26 protein-coding genes are annotated in these 16,689 nt (G+C 72.3%); all 26 read right to left on the reverse strand.

All coding sequences use genetic code 11. The features are described 5' to 3' along the window. Nucleotides 1–30: 30 nt before the first annotated feature. Nucleotides 31–627, reverse strand: coding sequence for a hypothetical protein (locus tag ACQEVM_RS37960; protein WP_433087224.1), 597 nt, complete (start codon nt 625–627; stop codon nt 31–33). A 63-nt stretch (nt 628–690) separates the two neighbouring features. Continuing rightward, the gene (locus ACQEVM_RS37965) at nt 691–1,407 is read right to left on the reverse strand and encodes a hypothetical protein (protein ID WP_433087226.1); all 717 of its coding nucleotides are present in this window, start codon (nt 1,405–1,407) and stop codon (nt 691–693) included. A 7-nt stretch (nt 1,408–1,414) separates the two neighbouring features. After that, nucleotides 1,415–1,906, reverse strand: a complete 492-nt coding sequence (locus ACQEVM_RS37970; RefSeq protein ID WP_433087228.1) for a hypothetical protein — start codon at nt 1,904–1,906, stop codon at nt 1,415–1,417. Nucleotides 1,907–1,908: 2 nt separating this feature from the next. Then, the gene (locus ACQEVM_RS37975) at nt 1,909–2,745 is read right to left on the reverse strand and encodes an Lsr2 family DNA-binding protein (RefSeq protein ID WP_433087230.1); all 837 of its coding nucleotides are present in this window, start codon (nt 2,743–2,745) and stop codon (nt 1,909–1,911) included. After that, nucleotides 2,745–3,305 carry a WhiB family transcriptional regulator gene (locus ACQEVM_RS37980; protein WP_433087232.1) on the reverse strand — a complete coding sequence of 187 codons (561 nt, stop codon included), beginning with the start codon at nt 3,303–3,305 and terminating at the stop codon, nt 2,745–2,747. The genes ACQEVM_RS37975 and ACQEVM_RS37980 overlap by 1 nt, the downstream gene beginning before the upstream one ends. Continuing rightward, nucleotides 3,302–3,763 carry a hypothetical protein gene (locus ACQEVM_RS37985; RefSeq protein ID WP_433087234.1) on the reverse strand — a complete coding sequence of 154 codons (462 nt, stop codon included), beginning with the start codon at nt 3,761–3,763 and terminating at the stop codon, nt 3,302–3,304. The genes ACQEVM_RS37980 and ACQEVM_RS37985 overlap by 4 nt, the downstream gene beginning before the upstream one ends. Next, nucleotides 3,760–4,440, reverse strand: coding sequence for a GGDEF domain-containing protein (locus ACQEVM_RS37990; RefSeq protein WP_433087236.1), 681 nt, complete (start codon nt 4,438–4,440; stop codon nt 3,760–3,762). The genes ACQEVM_RS37985 and ACQEVM_RS37990 overlap by 4 nt, the downstream gene beginning before the upstream one ends. A gap of 89 nt (nt 4,441–4,529) precedes the next feature. Beyond that, nucleotides 4,530–4,832: a hypothetical protein gene (locus ACQEVM_RS37995; protein WP_433087238.1), complete on the reverse strand. Its 303-nt coding sequence runs from the start codon at nt 4,830–4,832 to the stop codon at nt 4,530–4,532. Nucleotides 4,833–4,935: 103 nt separating this feature from the next. Then, a complete protein-coding gene (locus tag ACQEVM_RS38000) occupies nt 4,936–5,352 on the reverse strand; it encodes an NUDIX domain-containing protein (RefSeq protein ID WP_433087240.1) in 417 nt (138 codons plus the stop codon). Nucleotides 5,353–5,436: 84 nt separating this feature from the next. Continuing rightward, the gene (locus tag ACQEVM_RS38005; protein WP_433087242.1) at nt 5,437–6,234 is read right to left on the reverse strand and encodes a hypothetical protein; all 798 of its coding nucleotides are present in this window, start codon (nt 6,232–6,234) and stop codon (nt 5,437–5,439) included. Nucleotides 6,235–6,278: 44 nt separating this feature from the next. Then, a complete protein-coding gene (locus ACQEVM_RS38010; protein WP_433087244.1) occupies nt 6,279–6,788 on the reverse strand; it encodes an AAA family ATPase in 510 nt (169 codons plus the stop codon). Continuing rightward, complete coding sequence (locus tag ACQEVM_RS38015) at nt 6,788–7,360, reverse strand: hypothetical protein (RefSeq protein WP_433087246.1); 573 nt, start codon at nt 7,358–7,360, stop codon at nt 6,788–6,790. Before ACQEVM_RS38015 ends, ACQEVM_RS38010 begins: the two co-directional genes overlap by 1 nt. Before the next feature lie 78 nt (nt 7,361–7,438). After that, on the reverse strand, nt 7,439–8,119 hold the full coding sequence (locus ACQEVM_RS38020) for a hypothetical protein (protein WP_433087248.1): 681 nt from the start codon (nt 8,117–8,119) through the stop codon (nt 7,439–7,441). A gap of 230 nt (nt 8,120–8,349) precedes the next feature. Beyond that, nucleotides 8,350–8,595 (reverse strand): hypothetical protein, encoded by a 246-nt coding sequence (locus ACQEVM_RS38025; protein WP_433087250.1) that lies wholly within the window; start codon nt 8,593–8,595, stop codon nt 8,350–8,352. Between the two features lie 109 nt (nt 8,596–8,704). Then, nucleotides 8,705–9,256, reverse strand: a complete 552-nt coding sequence (locus ACQEVM_RS38030) for a hypothetical protein (protein WP_433087252.1) — start codon at nt 9,254–9,256, stop codon at nt 8,705–8,707. A gap of 2 nt (nt 9,257–9,258) precedes the next feature. Beyond that, entirely contained in the window at nt 9,259–9,387 is a 129-nt protein-coding gene (locus ACQEVM_RS38035; RefSeq protein WP_433087254.1) for a hypothetical protein, read from the reverse strand. After that, nucleotides 9,384–9,848, reverse strand: a complete 465-nt coding sequence (locus ACQEVM_RS38040; RefSeq protein WP_433087256.1) for a Pycsar system effector family protein — start codon at nt 9,846–9,848, stop codon at nt 9,384–9,386. Before ACQEVM_RS38040 ends, ACQEVM_RS38035 begins: the two co-directional genes overlap by 4 nt. A gap of 103 nt (nt 9,849–9,951) precedes the next feature. Continuing rightward, a complete protein-coding gene (locus ACQEVM_RS38045) occupies nt 9,952–10,380 on the reverse strand; it encodes an RRQRL motif-containing zinc-binding protein (protein WP_433087258.1) in 429 nt (142 codons plus the stop codon). Nucleotides 10,381–10,664: 284 nt separating this feature from the next. After that, entirely contained in the window at nt 10,665–11,000 is a 336-nt protein-coding gene (locus ACQEVM_RS38050) for a hypothetical protein (protein ID WP_433087260.1), read from the reverse strand. A gap of 183 nt (nt 11,001–11,183) precedes the next feature. Then, nucleotides 11,184–11,345 (reverse strand): hypothetical protein, encoded by a 162-nt coding sequence (locus tag ACQEVM_RS38055; RefSeq protein ID WP_433087262.1) that lies wholly within the window; start codon nt 11,343–11,345, stop codon nt 11,184–11,186. Between the two features lie 17 nt (nt 11,346–11,362). Next, nucleotides 11,363–11,821 carry a DUF6197 family protein gene (locus ACQEVM_RS38060; protein WP_433087264.1) on the reverse strand — a complete coding sequence of 153 codons (459 nt, stop codon included), beginning with the start codon at nt 11,819–11,821 and terminating at the stop codon, nt 11,363–11,365. Then, nucleotides 11,818–14,031, reverse strand: a complete 2,214-nt coding sequence (locus ACQEVM_RS38065) for a hypothetical protein (protein ID WP_433087266.1) — start codon at nt 14,029–14,031, stop codon at nt 11,818–11,820. Before ACQEVM_RS38065 ends, ACQEVM_RS38060 begins: the two co-directional genes overlap by 4 nt. A 13-nt stretch (nt 14,032–14,044) precedes the next feature. Next, the gene (locus ACQEVM_RS38070; RefSeq protein ID WP_433087268.1) at nt 14,045–14,437 is read right to left on the reverse strand and encodes a hypothetical protein; all 393 of its coding nucleotides are present in this window, start codon (nt 14,435–14,437) and stop codon (nt 14,045–14,047) included. 17 nt (nt 14,438–14,454) lie between these two features. After that, on the reverse strand, nt 14,455–14,925 hold the full coding sequence (locus ACQEVM_RS38075; RefSeq protein WP_433087270.1) for a hypothetical protein: 471 nt from the start codon (nt 14,923–14,925) through the stop codon (nt 14,455–14,457). 739 nt (nt 14,926–15,664) lie between these two features. Then, a complete protein-coding gene (locus ACQEVM_RS38080; RefSeq protein WP_433087272.1) occupies nt 15,665–15,883 on the reverse strand; it encodes a hypothetical protein in 219 nt (72 codons plus the stop codon). A 1-nt stretch (nt 15,884) separates the two neighbouring features. Beyond that, nucleotides 15,885–16,532, reverse strand: coding sequence for a hypothetical protein (locus tag ACQEVM_RS38085; protein ID WP_433087274.1), 648 nt, complete (start codon nt 16,530–16,532; stop codon nt 15,885–15,887). Between the last annotated feature and the right edge of the window lie 157 nt (nt 16,533–16,689).

Below are 16,689 nucleotides of genomic sequence, written 5' to 3' on the forward strand. Positions count from 1 at the left end.
GCCCGTCTGCGCACCGGCGGTAGCGGGCCGTCACGTGCGCGCCGTCCGGCGGCGCAGCAGCGTCCGGATCCGGCAGCGGAGCGAGGCACGCTCTTCGTCCTCCTCGATGGCGTCGGCGAGCAGTTCCTCGAGCTCGGTCATGTGCTCTTCGGCGAACCACTGGGGCTGGTAGTCGTCGCCGTGGCAGACCGGGCACAGGTGCTCGTGGCCGTCGAACTCGTGCCACGGCGCGCAGCCGACGTCCTGACAGTCCGGCCGGGTGGGGTCCTCACCGATGCCGGAGCAGTACGGGCAGCGGGTGAAGCGGTAGTCGATGGGGGCGCCCTGGTGGAGGTCGGTGTGGAGCTGGGCGAGGCCGCGGACCCCGAGTTCGCGTAGCAGCGCGTCGGTAGCGAGGACCTGGCGGTCGATGCCGGTGTCGTGGTGGTCGGCGAGCATCTGGACGGCGGTGCCCCAGGCGAGGGTGGAGCGGTCGATCGGCACGGCGTAGCTGCTGGCCCACGGGTCGGTGGGGTCGGCGTCGGTGGGCGGCGGGGCCAGCGCGGTGAGCGGGATGCCCAGGGTGGTGAGCTGGTCGGCGACGTCGGCGGTGCGGCGGGTGAACTGGTCGAAGACGGTGGTGGGCATCGGCCCTCACTTTCGACGGGGCCGCCGGGACCGTGGTGGTCCCGGCGGCCGGGCGGGTGGGGGTCAGCGGCCGGCCGGGGTGAGCGCGGCCCGGTGGTGGTCGCGGTGCGCGCTCTGCGCCGGTTCGGCGAGGACCCGCAGGTTGCGCGGATCGCCGACCGGGCCGCAGGAGCTGCACACCACGCAGTAGCTGCGGCGGCCGGCGCAGCCGGAGGCGGCGTCGCGGGGCTTGCCGGTGGAGGTGACCGCGTGGGTGCACTCGGTTCCGTCCGGGTGGAGCGCTGCGATTTTGACGGTGATGCGGGCCATGGGCGTGGGCTCCTGTTCGGGTTCGGGGAAGGGCAGCTGGTGGAGCGCGGCCGCGGGGGCGCGGCCCCGGGTGGGGCGCGGCGGGGTGGGCGGCTCGGTGCGGGTGAGCGTGGTCTCGGGGTGGAGTCCGAGCTGTCCGGCGGCGGCCGCGCGGGCGGCGAGGGTGATCGAGCGGGTGACCCGGTGGTGGCCGTGGTCGATCCGCAGGTGGCAGAGCTGGCAGGCGGCGAGCAGATTCGTCTCTCGCACGTCTTCGGGGGTGTGGTTGAGGTGGGCGGTGGTGAGGCCGACCACGGACCCGGTGTCGGGGTGGATCTCCTCGTGGATGGCGGGGCAGCGGCCGACGGGGTGCGTCAGGCCGCAGTGGCCCGTGCACTCGCAGCGGCCGCCCGCCCTCACGAACCGGATCCGCGCGCTGATCTCGTTCCAGTCGCGCGGGTAGCGGTGCAGGTTCTCGGGACGGATGGGCACGGCCGGGTCACTCGCCGCCGGCGGCCTGGCACTGCTCGAACGCCTCGATCAGTTCGCCCAGCGCGCTCGGGTCACCGGCGGTGCCGACCCAGACGCCGGCCTCGGTCCACACCGGGATCTCACCGGAGTCCTCAGCGTCGAACCAGCAGACGTACGGGCCGTACCGCTCGATGACGGCCGTGGCGACGGCGGCCGGGTCGGACAGCTGCGGCGCGGTCTCCAGCACGGCGAGCGTGTTGACGACCAGCCACATCGGCTCGTCCGGCGTGCGGGGCAGCCGGAGGTAGCCGGTGACGCGGACCTTGTCGCCGGGGACCAGGTCGTGGATGACCGCGTGCGCCAGCTCCGAGTCGACGACGCTGCAGGGCAGGATCATCTCGTCCGTGCGCTCGTCCGTGGGGGAGACGGTGAGGCGGAACCGGGCCGTGCTGCCGTGCACGTCGCCGGGCACAGTCTCCTCGTCCAGGAAGCCGTCCAGGGCTATCGCGTCGTCGGCCATGGTCAGCCGGCCTTCCGGACCGGCGCCTGGTGCGCGGCGTCGTACGCCTCCAGGACCCGCTTAGGCACCATGCCCTGGTCGGCGACCTGGTGGCCGTGCTCGCGCGCCCACGTCCTGATGGCGGCGAGCTCCTCCCGGGTGCGGCCGCTACCCAGGCCCGCCCGGATCGGGGTGGGCGCGGCGGCCGTGGTGGTGGTGCGGGTGCCGGCCTTCACGGTGCGCAGCTCCTCCTGCGCCTTCTCCAGTTCGGCCTTGGCCTTGGCGACCTTGGCTTCGGCCTCGCGCTGCGCGGCCTCGCTGTCGCGGCGGTCGGTCAGCTCGGAGAGGTCGGCGGTGATGCGGGCGGCGCGGCTGCGGACTCCGGCGGCCGGGTGCGCGGCCGCCCAGTCGAGCAGCTTCTGGACCGTGTTGGTGACGGGCAGCGCGATGACCGGGACTTCGATGGCCGGGGCGGTGGCCGGGCGGGGCAGTCCGAGGACCCGGTCGGCGATGAGGTCGCTGAGCTCGCTCTCTCTCAGGCCGGTGGCCTCGCGGATGGCCTGCTCGCTGTCGCCGTTGTTGTGCCTGGAGATCGCCATGGCCTCGTGCGCGGACAGGGCCGGGACGGCGGGGGTGTTCGTCATGGTGGGTGCGTCTCCGGTTTCCGGGAGGAGGGGGAGCAGGGCGGTGAGGGTGTCGGTGTCGGTGGGCAGCCCAAGGACGTCCAGGAGCAGCCCGAGGTCGTCCTTGTCGCGGGAGCTGCGGGCGGTGACCCGGGCCGCGGCGGCGAGCTGCTGCGCCGGGTTCGGGTCCAGGGGCAGCAACTCGGCTTCGAGGGCCTCGGTCCAGTCGGTGAACATCACGCGGCCTTGCCGCTGGCGACCAGCTCCAGCACGCGCAGGTTGGACGCCACCTGTGCCGGGGTGATCGGTTCCTTCCAGCGGTTGTACGGCGCGGGCCGGGTGGGGATGGCCTCCAGCTCCAGGCGGGCGAGCGCCAGTTCGCGGGCGGTCTGCGGGACAACGCGGGCCGCGCGCTGCCGCTCCCGCTGGCGTCGGTCCTGTTCCGCGACCACGCCGACCCAGTCCTCACCGAGCCGCGCCACGAGCTGATTGCGCAGCTGCGTGCGGTCGCGCTTGGTGGTCGCCGCCCACACCCCGCTTGTAGTCAGGGAGGGATTGGCCAGCGCCCACTTCAGGCAGTCCTTGACGATCGGGCAGCCGGAGCAGGCGTGCTTGGCCTGGGCGAGCGCCTTCTCCCGGGCGCGGGGTTCCTCGTCGGTGTCGTGGATGTCCTCGATCTGGAACAGGTCCGGGCTCGTACGGCAGCGCAGGATCTGGTCGGTCTCGGGGAAGGGAATCCGGTGATCGGCGAGGACGATGGCCGGCGCGTTGGGGAGGCCGGCGCGGGTGCCGCTCATGAGGTGCCCTCCGGAGCGAGGTGGGGGAGCTGGAGGAGGACCTGGTCCACGAGGTCCTGCGGAGGGCGCCACGGCCCGAGCTGTCCGCGCAGCCACGGGATCGGCAGCGCGAGCTCCTGGACGTCGACGAGGACCAGGTGGAACGCGTCGGGCTGCGCCCAGCGGGAGCAGAGGGCGGCGCCGGCGGCGTCCTGGTGGCAGTCGGTGAGACGGGCGACGCCGATGACGGCCCGGGTGGGCAGGGCGCGGCCGCGGATCGCGGTGGCGACCATCGGATCGCGCATCGGAGCCCGCTCGGTGGCCAGCCCGGCGTGCAGCAGCAGCCAGCCACGCCAGGACCAGGAGGCCGGGCGGTTCTCCACGTCCTTCCCGGTGAGGATGCAGGTCGTCCAGGGCTGGCGGATCGTGATGCCCCGGATCCAGGTGCCCGGGTCGGCGGCGGTGGTGGTCTCGCTCATGCCGCCCGCCCCAGCGTGTTGGTGCCCGGCCGTCCGGCGCGGCGGCCGTTGATGGACGGAACGGCGGCGTGCTGCGGCCCGGCGAGCACGGCGCGGCCGGTGTGCTTGCCCGCGTACATCGCGGCGTCGGCGGCCCGCTGGAGCACGCTCAGGTCCGTCGTGCCGAGGACGTCGGGGGAGGCGGCACCGACCGACGCGGCGACGTCAACCAGGACGCCGTCCTCGACCTCCACCGGCTGTGCGAGCAACTGCGTGAGCTGGGCGAGGCGGAGCTCGCGGCGGGCGGGTCCGATCCGGACCGCGACCGCGAACTCGTCCCCTCCGAGCCGGCCGACCGCGCCGCGGCTGCCCGCCCAGGCGGTGAGCCGCGTCGCGGTGGCGGCCAGGACGCGGTCGCCGGCGGCGTGCCCGCCGGGTCCGTCGTTGATCTGCTTGAAGTGGTCCAGGTCCACCAGGACCACCAAGGCGGCGTCGCCGTACCGGTCGGTGATCTGCCGGGCCTTGGCCGTGTAGCCGTCGCGCCCGAGCAGCCCCGTGAGCGGGTCGCGGCGGGCGGCGGACAGCTTGCGGTGCAGCGCGAGCGCGTGCACGGTCCAGCCGGTCAGCGGCATGGCGAGGGTGGTGATGAGCAGGGCACGTTGCCCGATGGGGGCCGGTACGCGCATGGTGGAGGCCATACTGGTCTCTCCCTCTCGTCTTGTACGGGATGGGTAGGCCCGAGGCAGGCGTCGGTTACCAGGCCGTGAGCGTCTGCCTCGGGGCGTATCTACAGCTCGTAGGGCTTCTTGCGGGTCCAGCTGTCCGGGTTGGACCAGCGGCCGGCCTTCGCCGCCGCCCAGTCCAGCTCCCAGCCGTCGCGGACCCCGCACGCTCCCCAGCCGCCGTCCTGCTGCCCGGGGACCTCGAGCCCGGCCTGCCGCGCGGCGAACGCCGCGTCGTAGACCTGATGGGCGCGCATCAGGGCCTCGTTGGCCGAGGACGCCTTGCCGGTGAAGACGTGCACACCGTGCTGCGCCCGGCTGGTGTCGTGTATCGGGACGTCCACCTCATAGAAATCCAGGTGCGGCATGACGCCCTCTCCTTCCTGTCGCTGGTCGTGGCGGAACACCGCGACCGCCCCGGCCGGTGAGGCCGGGGCGGCACGGAGGAACGCCGCGCTCGCGCGGACGGGGTCAGCGGTTCGCGGCCGCCGCCACGATCTCGGCGTGGTCGAACGCGAGGTCGGGGAGCGCGTCCAGGGGCCACCAGCGGGCGCCGGTGGCGTCGTCCCCGGCCGTCGGCTCGACCAGCGCGGGCAGGGTGGCCGTGTAGGCGACGCTGACGTACCGGCCGCGCGCGTCACGGCCGACAGCGTCGAAGGCGCCCACCTGCCGCAGGTCCGAGGCCGGGATCGTGATGCCGGCCTCCTCCTCCAGCTCGCGCACGGCGGCTTCCAGGCTGGTCTCTCCCTTGTCCACGTGACCGCCCGGCAGCGCCCAGCAGCCCGCGTGCGGGTCCCAGCCCCGCTCGATCAGCAGGACGTGCCCGGCGGCGAACAGGACGACGTCGGCGGTGTAGCGGATCGCCTCGTCGGTGGTGTCGGTGATCATCAGGTGTGTCTCCTGGTCTCGAAGAGGATGAAGGAGGCCGCCCCGGCCGGTCGGCCGGGGCGGCGCGGGAACGTCGGCGGGTGGTCAGGACGGGACGGGGGCCGGGGTGTCGAGTCCGGCACCGAGCAGCAGGCCGCGGATCGACTGCTCGTACTCGCCGGAGCGGATCCGGTCGAACATGAGCTGACCGGCGACCATGCAGCGCGCCCGCAGCTGGATCAGGGCGACGGCGTGAGGGTCGGCCCCGGCCTCGGTCGCGGCCTGCGCGGCGGCGTCACCGGCAAGCTGGTTGGCCGTCTGCAGACCCGCCTCGCGCCGGGAGTACCGCGCCCGCCAGTACGCCCAGGAGGTCAGGGCCCGGGTGTCGTCCACCCGCTCCTCCCACGCCTTGTACGTGCGGCGCGTGCCCTCGGGGTTGGCGGCCCACTCTTCGGCCCACTGCCGGGCGAGGTCGGGCAGCTGCGCGAGGACCGCCAGAACCTGCGCGCCGCGATGCCCGAACGCACGCCACGCCTCGACCTCGCGGACGACGCGGACCTGGTGGGACATCAGCCAGTACGGGGCGAAGTCGTTGCCCCAGTTGCCGGTCTCACCGAGCGGCTCGACCTCCCACAGCCGCACCGGCCAGCGCTCCTCCAGGCGCTCCAGGATCTCGCCGGGCCGGGTGTACATGTGGAAGTACGAGAACGGCTTGTCGGTGTACCACTCCTCGCCGGGGCTGGGGTGTTCGACGGTCTCGCCGATGTGGTCGGCGAAGTTGACGGTCGGGATGGTCGCGCCCAGGCCGCTGTAGTACGCGGCGAGGTGGGGGGTGGTGGGCGGGACCGTGCCGTCGGGCCGGGTCGCCATGTAGTGGACGACGGGGCGGGCGCTGCGTGCCATGAGGATTCCTCCGGGTCGGGTCGGAACGTGCTGGTGGGGTCGGGTCAGTTGCGGGCGGCTCGGCGCAGGGCGCCTGGGGTGGCGAGGAGTTCGGAGACCAGGTGCACGGCGGCGAAGCCTTCGCGGTGGAGCTGGGCGGCGTCGGGCAGCAGTTGGTGGTGCTCGCGCACGATGTGCGGCGGGACCACGCGGTCGCGGCCGGCGTTCTGTGCCTCCACCGTCGCCAGCGGGACGTCGAACAGGACGGCGACGGCGGGCCGCTGCCAGTAGCGGACGCGGGCAAGCAGATGGGCCCTGACGTGCGGGAGGACGTTGGTGGAGTCGACCAGCACGTTCAAGCCCCGGGAGAGGCGGGCGTCCAGGAGCAGGTTCTGGATCTCGGCGGCGACCGGCGTCGCGGACTGGTCGGCCTCGGAGTCGGTGGCCAGGCGCCGGTAGACGTCCAGGCACACACGCCAGCTGTCCGGGTAGCGGGCGGCGAAGGTGGATTTGCCACTGCCCGGCGGGCCGACCAACGCGCAGAGGCCACCGGCGGGGAGCTCCAGCACGTCCATCAGAGCCATCCGGCGGTGCGGGCGGTGGCCGGGCCGCGCAGCTCGTCCACGCGCGTGGCGGACTGCTCGGTCAGCTGGGCAAGGCGGGTGATCCGGCTGGCCGCGTCAGCGGCGGGCTCGGCGCGGATGAGGCCGGCGGCGAACTGCGCGGTGAGCCGGGCCAGCTCCTGGGCGTGCTTGGCGAGCTGCTCCAGCTCCCGGCCGACCGGGTCGGGGTGCGGGGTGACCTGCTCGGGCAGCGGCTGGTCGATCAGCCGCCGTACGACGACACCGAGGGCGTCGGCGACGGCGTCCAGGTCGCCGTCGGCGAGCCAGGAGTCGATGTCGTCGTGGCCCGCCAGGTCGGGGGTGTACTTCGCGTGGCACCGCCAGTCGGGGGCGGTCACGGCCGCCATGGTGAAGACGATCCGGCTGTTCTTGCGGTCCGGGTAGACGGTGAGGGCGCGGTCGGCGGCCGTGCGGGTGAAGTTCACCGGCCAGTTGGGGGCGCTGGGCGGACTCCACTCGTTTCCGACGATCTCACCGACGATCGCGATGAAGTGGTCGGGCGCGTGCGCGGGGGGACGGGGCATGGGGCCTCCTTGGATCGGTGGGCTGAATGGCCACCGCACCGCCCCGGCCGCGAGGACCGGGGCGGAACGGGCAGTCCGTCAGACCGCGTGGACGCCGGTGAGGTCGTCGTCCAGGACGTCGGCCATGTCGCTGTCGGCGGTCACCGGGACAGCAGGGAGGCCGGCAGCGCGAGCAGCGAGGTGGTGGCGGATCTGCTCCACGCCGGTGATGACGACCGGCTGTTCACCGTCGCCGGTCAGCAGCGTGAAGCGGGGGTCGCCGTAGCCGTGCTTGTCCTTGTCGCTGCGGTAGTGGAGCCAGACGCCAGGGGCGAGGTAGAAGGACGCTTCGCCGTTCTCGTAGCCGCGCCACCGGTCCTCGTTGCGCAGGAAGTTGTCGCCGTGGTCGATACGGATCGAGGCGCCGGCGGCGTGGTTCGCGGCGTCGTCCTCGGTCGCGGCGGCGACCTGGGTGAGGGCCTCGTCCAGGGTGTCGGCCGGGGCCGGGGCCGGGGCGCGGGTGACGCTGAGCGGGCTGCGTCGCATCAGCCGGCGCAGCGGGGCGAGGAGGAGTTCGGCGAGTCCGTCAACGGCGATGGCGCCGACGACGGCGGCCGCGCCGGCGAACGCGAGGCGGGCTCCCTCGGACCAGGAGGCGGGGGCGAGCTGGTATCCGATGTAGGCGCCACCGGCACCGCCGATCAGCGCGGACGCCGTGCTCGCGCCTTCGATCATCGTGTTGGCGACGGTGGTGGCCGTCTGGCGCAGGGTTGCGGTCATGATGTTGGGGCTCCTTCTTCTGTCAGTGCGCTCTGGGAGGGGAGGGGGCGTTGCTCCGGGGCGGCCGGGTTCGATGCCTGCGGCCGCCCCGGGCGCTCAGCTGGCCGCGTGGAGCGCGGCGGTGGTGCGGACGGTGTCCGCGAGGAGCACGGCGAGCTCGTGGCCGTGGTCGACGGCGTCCTCCAGACGCTCAATGAGCTCCGGGGGCAGGCCGCGGTTGCGGGCGCCGGTCAGGACGCCCTCGAGGTAGAGGACGTCGGCGAGGACGCGGCCGCGGACGTCCAGGACGCAGGCTGCACGTGCAGGACGTCGGCGTTCTTCGCGGTGGCTTGGGCCGCGTGGTCGGCGGCGGCGGTGTACGCGGTCTCGGTCTGCTCGGTCAGCAGCGCGTCGACCTGGAGGGTGTCGCCGTAGGCGCGGCGCCATCCGAAGCGGTTGGCGGCGGCGTCCATGAGAGTGCGGCGGGCGAGGGACACGGTGACCTCCGGGGGAGGGCCGGTCGTCCGGTCTCGGCTGACCGGGCGGACACCGCGCGGTCCCGGCCGCCGACGCGCGGCAGAACGGGACCGCACGGAGAGCGGCCGGTCAGCTCTCGGGGAGCTTCTGCAGGTAGAAATCCGTGCCCCACTGGGTGACCGAGACCTTCAGGACCTCGGGTTCGTCGTCGGCCAGACGCTCCAGTTCGCCCACGATCCACTCGTTGGTCCGCTGGAGGCTCAGGCGGTGGGTGTCGAGGTGGTACAGGCACAGACGCAGGCCCTCGTCCCGGCAGCGCAGGCCGCGGACGAGGGTGCGCAGCAGGTCGCGGGCGGCTTCTTCGTCGCGGCGGGCGGGGATCTCTCGGGGCAGCGCCCGGCAGTCGGCCGCGTGGGCGTTGGCGACTTCGGCCGCCTGCTCCAGGGTGAGCGGGCTGATGTCGCGCTTCCGGTACGCGGTCGCCTGGTAGTGGCAGCCGAGGCAGGACACCACGTGGTACCCGGCGCTGCGGACGACGAGCACGACCGCAGTGCCGAGGTTGTAGTACCTCTCGACGACGGTGACGCCCTCGGGCTTCCAGGTCTCGCCGGTCTCGGGCCACGGCTCGGGGGCCGGCGCTTCGACGGGCTCGGGGCGGCGGGCGAACAGGGTGAAGGCCATGGCTACTGCTCCTTCTGGTCGGACTGGGCGTGGACGCGGGCGGCGGCGATGATGACAAACGGGCTGGCGAGCGCGGCCGCGATACTGGAGAGGAAGACGAGCGTCGCGGCGACCTGCTGGGAGCTGTTCACGCCAGGGCTCCGATCGCCGCGATGGCCAGCAGGGCGAGCGCGGTGAGGATGACGTCGACAGCGCGGGCCAGGCGCTGGTACTTGCGGACCGCGAGGATGGACAGCGCCTTGATTCGGGCGGGGCGGGTGTCCTGGGTCATCGACTCCTGCAGAACGGTCTCCTCCATGCGCGCCCACTGCGGGAACGTCCCGGCGGCGGCGCGGCCGGGCACGGTCAGGCAGGGGCGGACGACCAGGAGAAGTAAGACAGCCGCGGCGGCCAGGGCGAGCGCGGCCAGGCCGCCGACGGCCTGGGTGAACAGCGGCAGGTCCTTGTCGGCGACGCTGGCCAGACCGGCGAGGACCGCACCGTCGAACGCGAGCAGCAAGCTGGCCTTGCTGTCGGTGCGGGCGATCTCGCCGGAGACGGTGGTGCAGGCGGCGTCCAGGTTCCGGTCGGTCGTGGCGGGGGCGGTGGTCACGGGCGTCTCCCGGGTTGTCCGGGCCGGGCTGTCCGGCTCCCCGTCACCACCCGGCCCGCAGGGCGCGGGGCGGGTGGATCAGGCAGCCGTCAGGGGTGAACGGTCATGCTGCGGCGGCCAGGTGGCCGACACTGTGGTGCATGTAGCTGCCGGGCGCGGCCTGGGTGCCGTCGTAGCACTCCAGGCACGAGCCGAGGGTGCGCAAGGGGAGGCAGTGGAAGTAGCGACGCCCACACGGGCCGGGGCACCGTTGCCGTGCCTCCATGGCTTTGTCGAGGGCGGCTTCCTTCGCCAGGGTCATCGGGATCTTGGGCAGGGCCCGGTCGATCCGATACAGCCAGGCGAAGCGTTTCCCGCGTCGGCACTCGATTCGGGCGACGGGTTCTTGGCCGCCGGGTCGTAAGCCCATGGCGCGCAGTTGGCGGCGGGTTGCGAGACCGGAGCCGGCCTGCCGCCACCGGTGGACTGGGAGGGAGCCGTCGCCGGGGTCGTTCGGGTCGACGTCGACCAGGTCCTCGTCCTGGTCGGCCATCACCGGCCCCAGGTACCGGGCAGGCGGCGCTGGGGCAGCGGATAGCGGGGGCCGGGGATGGTGGGGCGCGGGCGGCCGGTCCTGCGGCGCGGCCGGGGAATGAGCACGATGATCCCTCCAAGGCGAGGCAGTGGCTGGGCACGTACGGGGGAGCTCGCCGTCCCTGGGTCGGGGCGGCGGGCGCGGGTAGTTGAGGCCGGTCGGCCTGCCCGGGTCACCGGGACCGGCCGCCCCGAGGTGCGGGGCGGCGGTGCCGGTGGCCAGGCGGAGCGGCCGGAGCTGGATCAGAGGGCTGCGGAGAGGACCGCGAGGACGATGGCGGCCGCGGCGGCGATGGTGAGGGTGGCTGCGGCGGATGCCCACAGGGGGTGGCCCACACCCTTGGGGGTTTTGAGGTCGGCGAGGTTGTCGGCGATCCGGGCGTGCAGGGCGGTGAGCGGGCCCAGGGAGGCGTACCAGCGGCCGAGTCGGTCTATTTCGCCGGCGCTCTCGCCGTCGGGGAAGTGGCCGCCGTGGAGGGCCTGGCGGTGGGCTACGGCCTCGGCGGCGACTTCGTTGGGGTGATGGACCGTCGGGGAAGTGGTCGAACAAACGGGGCAGCGGTAGAGGTAGCGACGCACGTGGCTTGGGCTCCTGTTGGTTGGGATGGATTCGGGCAGGACAGTGCGACGCCCCGCCCGGAAGGGTTCTCCGGGCGGGGCGCGGGGCTGGGTTGGGGGTTGGTGTGTCTGCGGCCTTCTACGCGTTCTCGCGGCTGGCCGCCGGGCTGGACGTCTTCGGCCGGTGGGCCTGCTGCGCGCCGCTCAGTTGTTGATATGCCTGCGCACGTCGGCGACCATGCGGAGGATTTCGTGTGCCATGTCGGCGATCGCCTGGAGCTGCCGGTCCACGTCCGCCGGGTCATTCCCGGTGAAGGAGAACGAGCGGTCGTTGTTCGGCTTGGGGTCGGTGAACGAGAACGACACGGGCAGCTCCAGCCGGTTCAGATGTTCATGTGGTGGGCGCGCCGGATGGCGGCCTCCCACACGCTACGCACCTGGGCGCCGCTGTGAGAGTCGTTCCAGGAGGGGATCGACTCCCACGCCTTGCCGTGCTGCCGGCGGGCCTCGTCCAGGAGCAAGTTCCCCGCGTCCCGGTAGGCGGCGTTGCGGGCGCCGGCCGCTGCTCGCAGTGCGCCGATGGAGCAGCGGGCGCCCTCGGGGTGGATGAGCCTGTGCTTGGCCCAGCCGTGGGTGTCGAGGAACGTGAGCGCGTCGGTGAGGGTCTTCTCCACCGGGCCGGTCAGGCGCACCGGCGGGGCCGCGGTGAGGGGAGCCTGCACGGGAGCCGCCGGGACAACGGCGGCGGGTTCCGGGGTGGGGTCGGGGTCGAGGAGCTGGAACGCCTTCGCGTACAGCTTGGGGTCGATGGGGGTGAAGGTGGTCTCGGTGCGGGTGTTCATGCTGCCCTCCACAGGCCGTTCTCGTTGGTGACCTTGTTCTGCTTCTTCAGCTCCGACAGGCGCGGCTTGATGCGATTGGCGGGCGTCTCCAGCTTTCGGGCGATGGTTTCGGCGGTCATCGGGATGGAGTGCTCCTGCAGGAGCTCGAGGATGCGCGGCTTGATCAGTTCCTGTCCGTCAGACGACCCCGCGGCTCCCCCCGGCCTGGCGGGTCCGGCGGGCGTGGTGGGTGCGTGGGGGCCGGCGGGGGTGTGGTGGGGCGCCTCCTGCGAGGAGGGGGCGCCCTCGGCTGCGGCGAGGAGGTCGGCGAGGCTGCCGATCAGGTTCTTGCCGCGTTTGTCGACCATGGGCGTCTGGGCGATTGCGTCGCGCTCGCGCCAGGCGTCGCAGTACTCGATCCCGACCGGCCGCTCGCCTCCGGCCAGGGAGACGGGCGGCACATCCAGGTACAGGGAACGGAACTGCACTGCCTGCGAACCGGGGGTGAGGAGGTATCCCAGACCGAAGGTGCCATCTTCAGGCTTGGCGGCGGCCTTGGTGGCCAGGCCGCTCATGTCCCGGTCGGCGACCTTGGCGTACTGGCCCGGCCACTGCGAGGGGATCATCGACAGGTCGATGCCCTCCGCGCCCTCCACCGCGTTCGCCCCGACCAGCGAGCCCTGGCCCTTGGCGCAGCGCAGGAACACCGCACCGCCACCGATCAACAGCTGGGAGCGGATGACCGTGGAGTTGCCGAGGTCTTCGGCCAGCGGGGTCTGGGTGGCCAGGACGACGCCGATGCCCCGCTTGAGGGACCGGCGGGTCAGCTGCTCCACGATCGCCTTGGCCTCCAGGTGATGCGGGGAGGAAGCCGACAGCAGCATGTGCGCCTCGTCGACGACGAACAGCAACAGCGGGTCGGTGAAGGGGAACGCGGGGGAGCGGTAGCGGGCCTCGCGGTCGAGCATCAGCGCGTAGGCCAGGCGCAGCGCGCCCATCGCCTCGTCCAGGCCGTCCCCGAGGTAGGCGGACAGCGAGGCGCCGGCGATGGTCCCGGCCTGCGGGGAGGCGAGGACCACCGCGATACCGGAGCGGTGGGCGGAGAGCAGGATCTGCTCCAGCAGTCCCGACTTGCCCGACCGGGACCCGCCTACGAGGTAGAGGTGGCGGGCGCCGGAACCGGGCTGCGCCAGCGGCAAGAGGGCGGCCCGGCCGTCGACGTAGGTGCCGGCGCGGACGTAGCCGCGCGAGTCCATCGACAGCTCGTCCACGACCGCGGAGAGCATCGTGCCGTGCATCAGCGCGTGCTCCTTCATCACGCGCACCCCCACCTGCGAGGGCTTGTCCGTCGGGGCCAGGGCGATCTGGATGGTCGACAGGTTGAGGTTGCCCGCGAGGTCCTGGATGTTGACGGTCCCGATCGCCTTCCGCTCGCGGGTGGCGATCCCTTCCCAGTCCTTCGGCCCGTCGTAGCGGGTGAGGGTCAGGGTGGTGCCGGGCATCGCCCCCTCCGGCACGCCGACGTACGCCGCCCACTGCTCCTCGGGCGTTGTGGGGGCGCCGGCCGTGATCTGCGGCTGCTCCGCCGGAACCTTTAGGTGCACGGTGACGGGCAGCGCGTTAGGCGCGTAGTGCTTGGGGTCGCCCAGCTCGACCTGGGAGGTGGGGACTCCGTAGACGGAGGCGATGTCAGCCGCCTTCACCCGCACCTGCTGCCCCTGCGGCAGGGTGATGATCCCGGTGAACGCCACGTGGTCGCCGTCGATCTCCAGGCCGACGTGCTCCAGGTTCGCCCCGGCCTGGATGAGGGTGCGGCCCTCGGTCTGGGTCGGGCCGGAGATGAACTCGCGCCAGTAGGCGGTGATGACCTGGGCCTGCGACGTCTGCCCGACCGCCGCGCCCGCGCCCGTGGCCGTGGGCAGGAGGGCGGGGGTGTGGCCGGCGATGTTGCGGTGGTGGGCCAGGGCGGCCGCCCCGGCCGGGACCGCGAGCCCGAGGGCGATCAGCGGGTTCATGCCGCTGGCGAGGACCTCGCCTGCGGCGATGCCGCACCCGGTGGCCGTGAACCCGCACGCGATCAAAGACCGCAGAACGGGAGCGGAGGTATCGACGGCCCACGCTCCCGCTCCGGCCGCCGCGGCGACGAGGGCGGACCAGGGGCCGGCGACGAGAGGCACCACCGCGAGTGCGGCGGGCGCGTACTGGATGAACTGTGCTCGGGTCGGCCCCACGGTCCTGGACTCCTTAGTTCTGGGTGTAGAAGGCGGCTTCGGCCATGTCGACGGGGGATGTGGCGACCGCGTCGGCGATCCCGCCGTGGTCGTTCTCGGTGGTGGTCTTCGCGTCGTCGGCAGCCGCGGAGGCGCTGTCGGCGGCGGAGGTGTACTCGCCCGCCGCGTCCTTCACGCCGGTCATGGTCAGCGCGGCGTCGGCGAACTCACTGGTGGTCGCGTCGTCGACGGCCAGCGCCTTCATCGTCTCGGAGGCGTCCAGCATCTGCTCGGCGGCGTCGTCGATGTCGGAGGCGAGCTGGGTGACGGTCTGGCCGTGCGCGTGAACCTTGTGGGTGAGCCAGGCCAGCTTGGTGCGCAGGGCCGCGTAGTTCGCGGCGTCCTTCAGGGTCTCGGTGGCGCTCATGCGGTGCTGCTCCTCTTCTATCGGGCGTTGTAGAAGTCGCGCTCGGCGGGCTTGGTCAGGGGGGAGTCGGCGACGGCCTTGAAGATCGGCCCGTGGCGGAGCTCGGCGTTCGCGGACGCGGTGCGGCACGCCTCCTCGCCGCCCTGGATCTGGTCGTGGACCTTCTTGGCGGCGGCGGCCTGGAGGTCGAGCTGCTCCTTGAGCACCTCGCACTTGCCGATCAGGTTCGCGCCGACGCCCTTGGCGGTGATGTCGGCGATGAGCTCCTCGCAGTCGGCGGCCAGCTGCGAGGACTCGTCCACGAGGTCCAGGCAGGTCTCGGTGCTGGCCTGGCACAGGGTGGCCGAGCCCTCGGCGAGGTCGATGACCTGGGTGAGGGTCATGACCTCACCGCCGCTGTAGGTGCGGGACTTGCCCGCGGCGGTCGTGACGTGCACGCCCTTGTCGTCGACGGTCGCGGAGTGCGGGGTGGGCGGGTTGGGCTGCATCGCGGGGTCCTTCCGGATGTGTTCGGGCAGCGGAACAGAACGAGGCGGCGGGACGGTGCCCGCCGGGGGAACTGCCGACCCCGGCACTCCCACCGTCGGCGGACTCGCCGGCGGAGGAGGAGCCGTCGGCGGGGTCGAGGTAGGCGGGGTCGGCGGCGCAGTCGGCGGACTCGTCGGAGGTGCCGAAGACGTCGGTGCCGAAGACGTCGGTGGCGGGGTCGTCGGCGGCGGGGGAGCCGTCGGCGGCGCAGTCGGCGGGGTGCTGGTCTTGGGCGGCTTCGTGGTCGTGGAGGGCCCTGGGGTGGGCCCGGCGGAGGTGGAAACGGAAGGCTTGCCGCCCGGCTTTTTGAGATATGCCGAGCGCCAGCCGTCCCGCAGGCCACCGGCCCAATTGGCACCCGCCAGCAGGCCGTAATGTGTTTTTGCCGCCACGTTGTACGGGGCATTCCGGAATGTTTCCGGGGCCCGGGTCGGCTCCCATTTCTCTTTTGTTTTAGCTGGTGGTTTCTTGATTCCAGCCTGCTCATATTTCCCGTTCGTTTTCTCCACGCCGAACAGGTAGCTGATGGCGAGGAGCAAGAAGAGTTCCATGACCCTCCCTTCTGTGACTCTGCGTGATTGTGGATGGGTTACCGGTTACCGGTTACAGGCCCACAGGACCCCGGTTCGGACCCTCCAGCGGGGGGTTCGGGGCACTCCTGGAGGCTGTAACCGGTAACCGGTAACCACGCTTGCTCACTCAGCGCGACGACGAGCCGATGTTGCTCACGGTCGTGTTCGCCGTGTTGAACACCGACTCCAGCGTGCTGCGGATCTCCTCGCTGAACGGCGTGTACGGCAGGAAGATCCCGGAGACGATCAGCATGATGCAGATCGCCATCTGCTTTCCCTTGGTCTTCTTGAAGGTGAAGAAGAGGGCCCAGCAGAACAGGGCGAGGGCGAAGAACTGAAGCGTCATGTCACGCACCCTTCTCGAAGGTGAATCCCTTGTCGTTCATGGGGGTTACCGCGCCCGAACCGGAGGGCACGGAAAGCTTCTTGTAGGCGATGAATCCGCCCCCTCCGACGAGCGCCACCCACAGCCACGGGCTGGAGGTGATGCCGCCGCCGGCACCGTCATCGGCGGGCTTGTGGGCCTTGGAGGACGTGCCGCTGAAGACCGGGGCGTCGCACTGGGGGATCCTCGAAATGTCGTACGAGGCGGCCTTGGCTACCGCCGCCGCGCGCAGCTTCATGCACTCGCGGTAGACGGTCATCTCCCGCTCATACACGGCCTTGGCCGTGGCCTCCTCGGTCTGCGCCCGCTGCTTGTCGGCCTCCGCCGCGACCAGGGCGTTCGCGGCGTCTTCCTGGGCGCGCGCCCGCTCCTGGGCGGCCTGCTCGGCCTGCATGTTGGTGACGGTGATGACCGTGCCGCACACGGCGACGACGGCGATCGTGCCGCACACGGCGAACGCCGCGGTGTTGCGGCGCATCCCGTCGACCGCGGCGGAGAAACGCGAGGTGGCGGGCTTGTTCGGCTTCTCCGGGGCCTCGGGCGTCGGGGGGGTCGGGGGGGTCTGGGGGTTCATGAGCTTGAACTCCTTGTCCCAGTCGATGCCGGACATGGCTGCTGGCTCCTTCTCGGTGTGGTTCGAGCCCGCCCAGGCATGCCGGAAGCGGGGTCTGATCAGGGGAAACGTGCTGCACTGAACGGGTCGGCTGCTTCCGGCAGTCGCAAGGAGGGCCAGCCCGATTACCGCGGGCTGGCCCTCCTTGGTGTGT

It is taken from the genome of Streptomyces sp. CA-243310 (genome assembly GCF_050936775.1).
Classification (GTDB): Bacteria; Actinomycetota; Actinomycetes; order Streptomycetales; family Streptomycetaceae; genus Streptomyces.

Excerpts from the sequence above, each read along its gene's own strand:
- ACQEVM_RS37960 (WP_433087224.1), bottom strand. The coding sequence starts at position 627 with ATGCCCACCACCGTCTTCGACCAGTTCACCCGCCGCACCGCCGACGTC.
- ACQEVM_RS37970 (WP_433087228.1), bottom strand. The coding sequence starts at position 1,906 with ATGGCCGACGACGCGATAGCCCTGGACGGCTTCCTGGACGAGGAGACT.
- ACQEVM_RS37975 (WP_433087230.1), bottom strand. The coding sequence starts at position 2,745 with ATGTTCACCGACTGGACCGAGGCCCTCGAAGCCGAGTTGCTGCCCCTG.
- ACQEVM_RS37980 (WP_433087232.1), bottom strand. The coding sequence starts at position 3,305 with ATGAGCGGCACCCGCGCCGGCCTCCCCAACGCGCCGGCCATCGTCCTC.
- ACQEVM_RS37985 (WP_433087234.1), bottom strand. The coding sequence starts at position 3,763 with ATGAGCGAGACCACCACCGCCGCCGACCCGGGCACCTGGATCCGGGGC.
- ACQEVM_RS37990 (WP_433087236.1), bottom strand. The coding sequence starts at position 4,440 with ATGGCCTCCACCATGCGCGTACCGGCCCCCATCGGGCAACGTGCCCTG.
- ACQEVM_RS37995 (WP_433087238.1), bottom strand. The coding sequence starts at position 4,832 with ATGCCGCACCTGGATTTCTATGAGGTGGACGTCCCGATACACGACACC.
- ACQEVM_RS38000 (WP_433087240.1), bottom strand. The coding sequence starts at position 5,352 with ATGATCACCGACACCACCGACGAGGCGATCCGCTACACCGCCGACGTC.
- ACQEVM_RS38005 (WP_433087242.1), bottom strand. The coding sequence starts at position 6,234 with ATGGCACGCAGCGCCCGCCCCGTCGTCCACTACATGGCGACCCGGCCC.
- ACQEVM_RS38010 (WP_433087244.1), bottom strand. The coding sequence starts at position 6,788 with ATGGACGTGCTGGAGCTCCCCGCCGGTGGCCTCTGCGCGTTGGTCGGC.
- ACQEVM_RS38015 (WP_433087246.1), bottom strand. The coding sequence starts at position 7,360 with ATGCCCCGTCCCCCCGCGCACGCGCCCGACCACTTCATCGCGATCGTC.
- ACQEVM_RS38020 (WP_433087248.1), bottom strand. The coding sequence starts at position 8,119 with ATGACCGCAACCCTGCGCCAGACGGCCACCACCGTCGCCAACACGATG.
- ACQEVM_RS38030 (WP_433087252.1), bottom strand. The coding sequence starts at position 9,256 with ATGGCCTTCACCCTGTTCGCCCGCCGCCCCGAGCCCGTCGAAGCGCCG.
- ACQEVM_RS38045 (WP_433087258.1), bottom strand. The coding sequence starts at position 10,380 with ATGGCCGACCAGGACGAGGACCTGGTCGACGTCGACCCGAACGACCCC.
- ACQEVM_RS38060 (WP_433087264.1), bottom strand. The coding sequence starts at position 11,821 with ATGAACACCCGCACCGAGACCACCTTCACCCCCATCGACCCCAAGCTG.
- ACQEVM_RS38070 (WP_433087268.1), bottom strand. The coding sequence starts at position 14,437 with ATGAGCGCCACCGAGACCCTGAAGGACGCCGCGAACTACGCGGCCCTG.
- ACQEVM_RS38075 (WP_433087270.1), bottom strand. The coding sequence starts at position 14,925 with ATGCAGCCCAACCCGCCCACCCCGCACTCCGCGACCGTCGACGACAAG.
- ACQEVM_RS38080 (WP_433087272.1), bottom strand. The coding sequence starts at position 15,883 with ATGACGCTTCAGTTCTTCGCCCTCGCCCTGTTCTGCTGGGCCCTCTTC.
- ACQEVM_RS38085 (WP_433087274.1), bottom strand. The coding sequence starts at position 16,532 with ATGTCCGGCATCGACTGGGACAAGGAGTTCAAGCTCATGAACCCCCAG.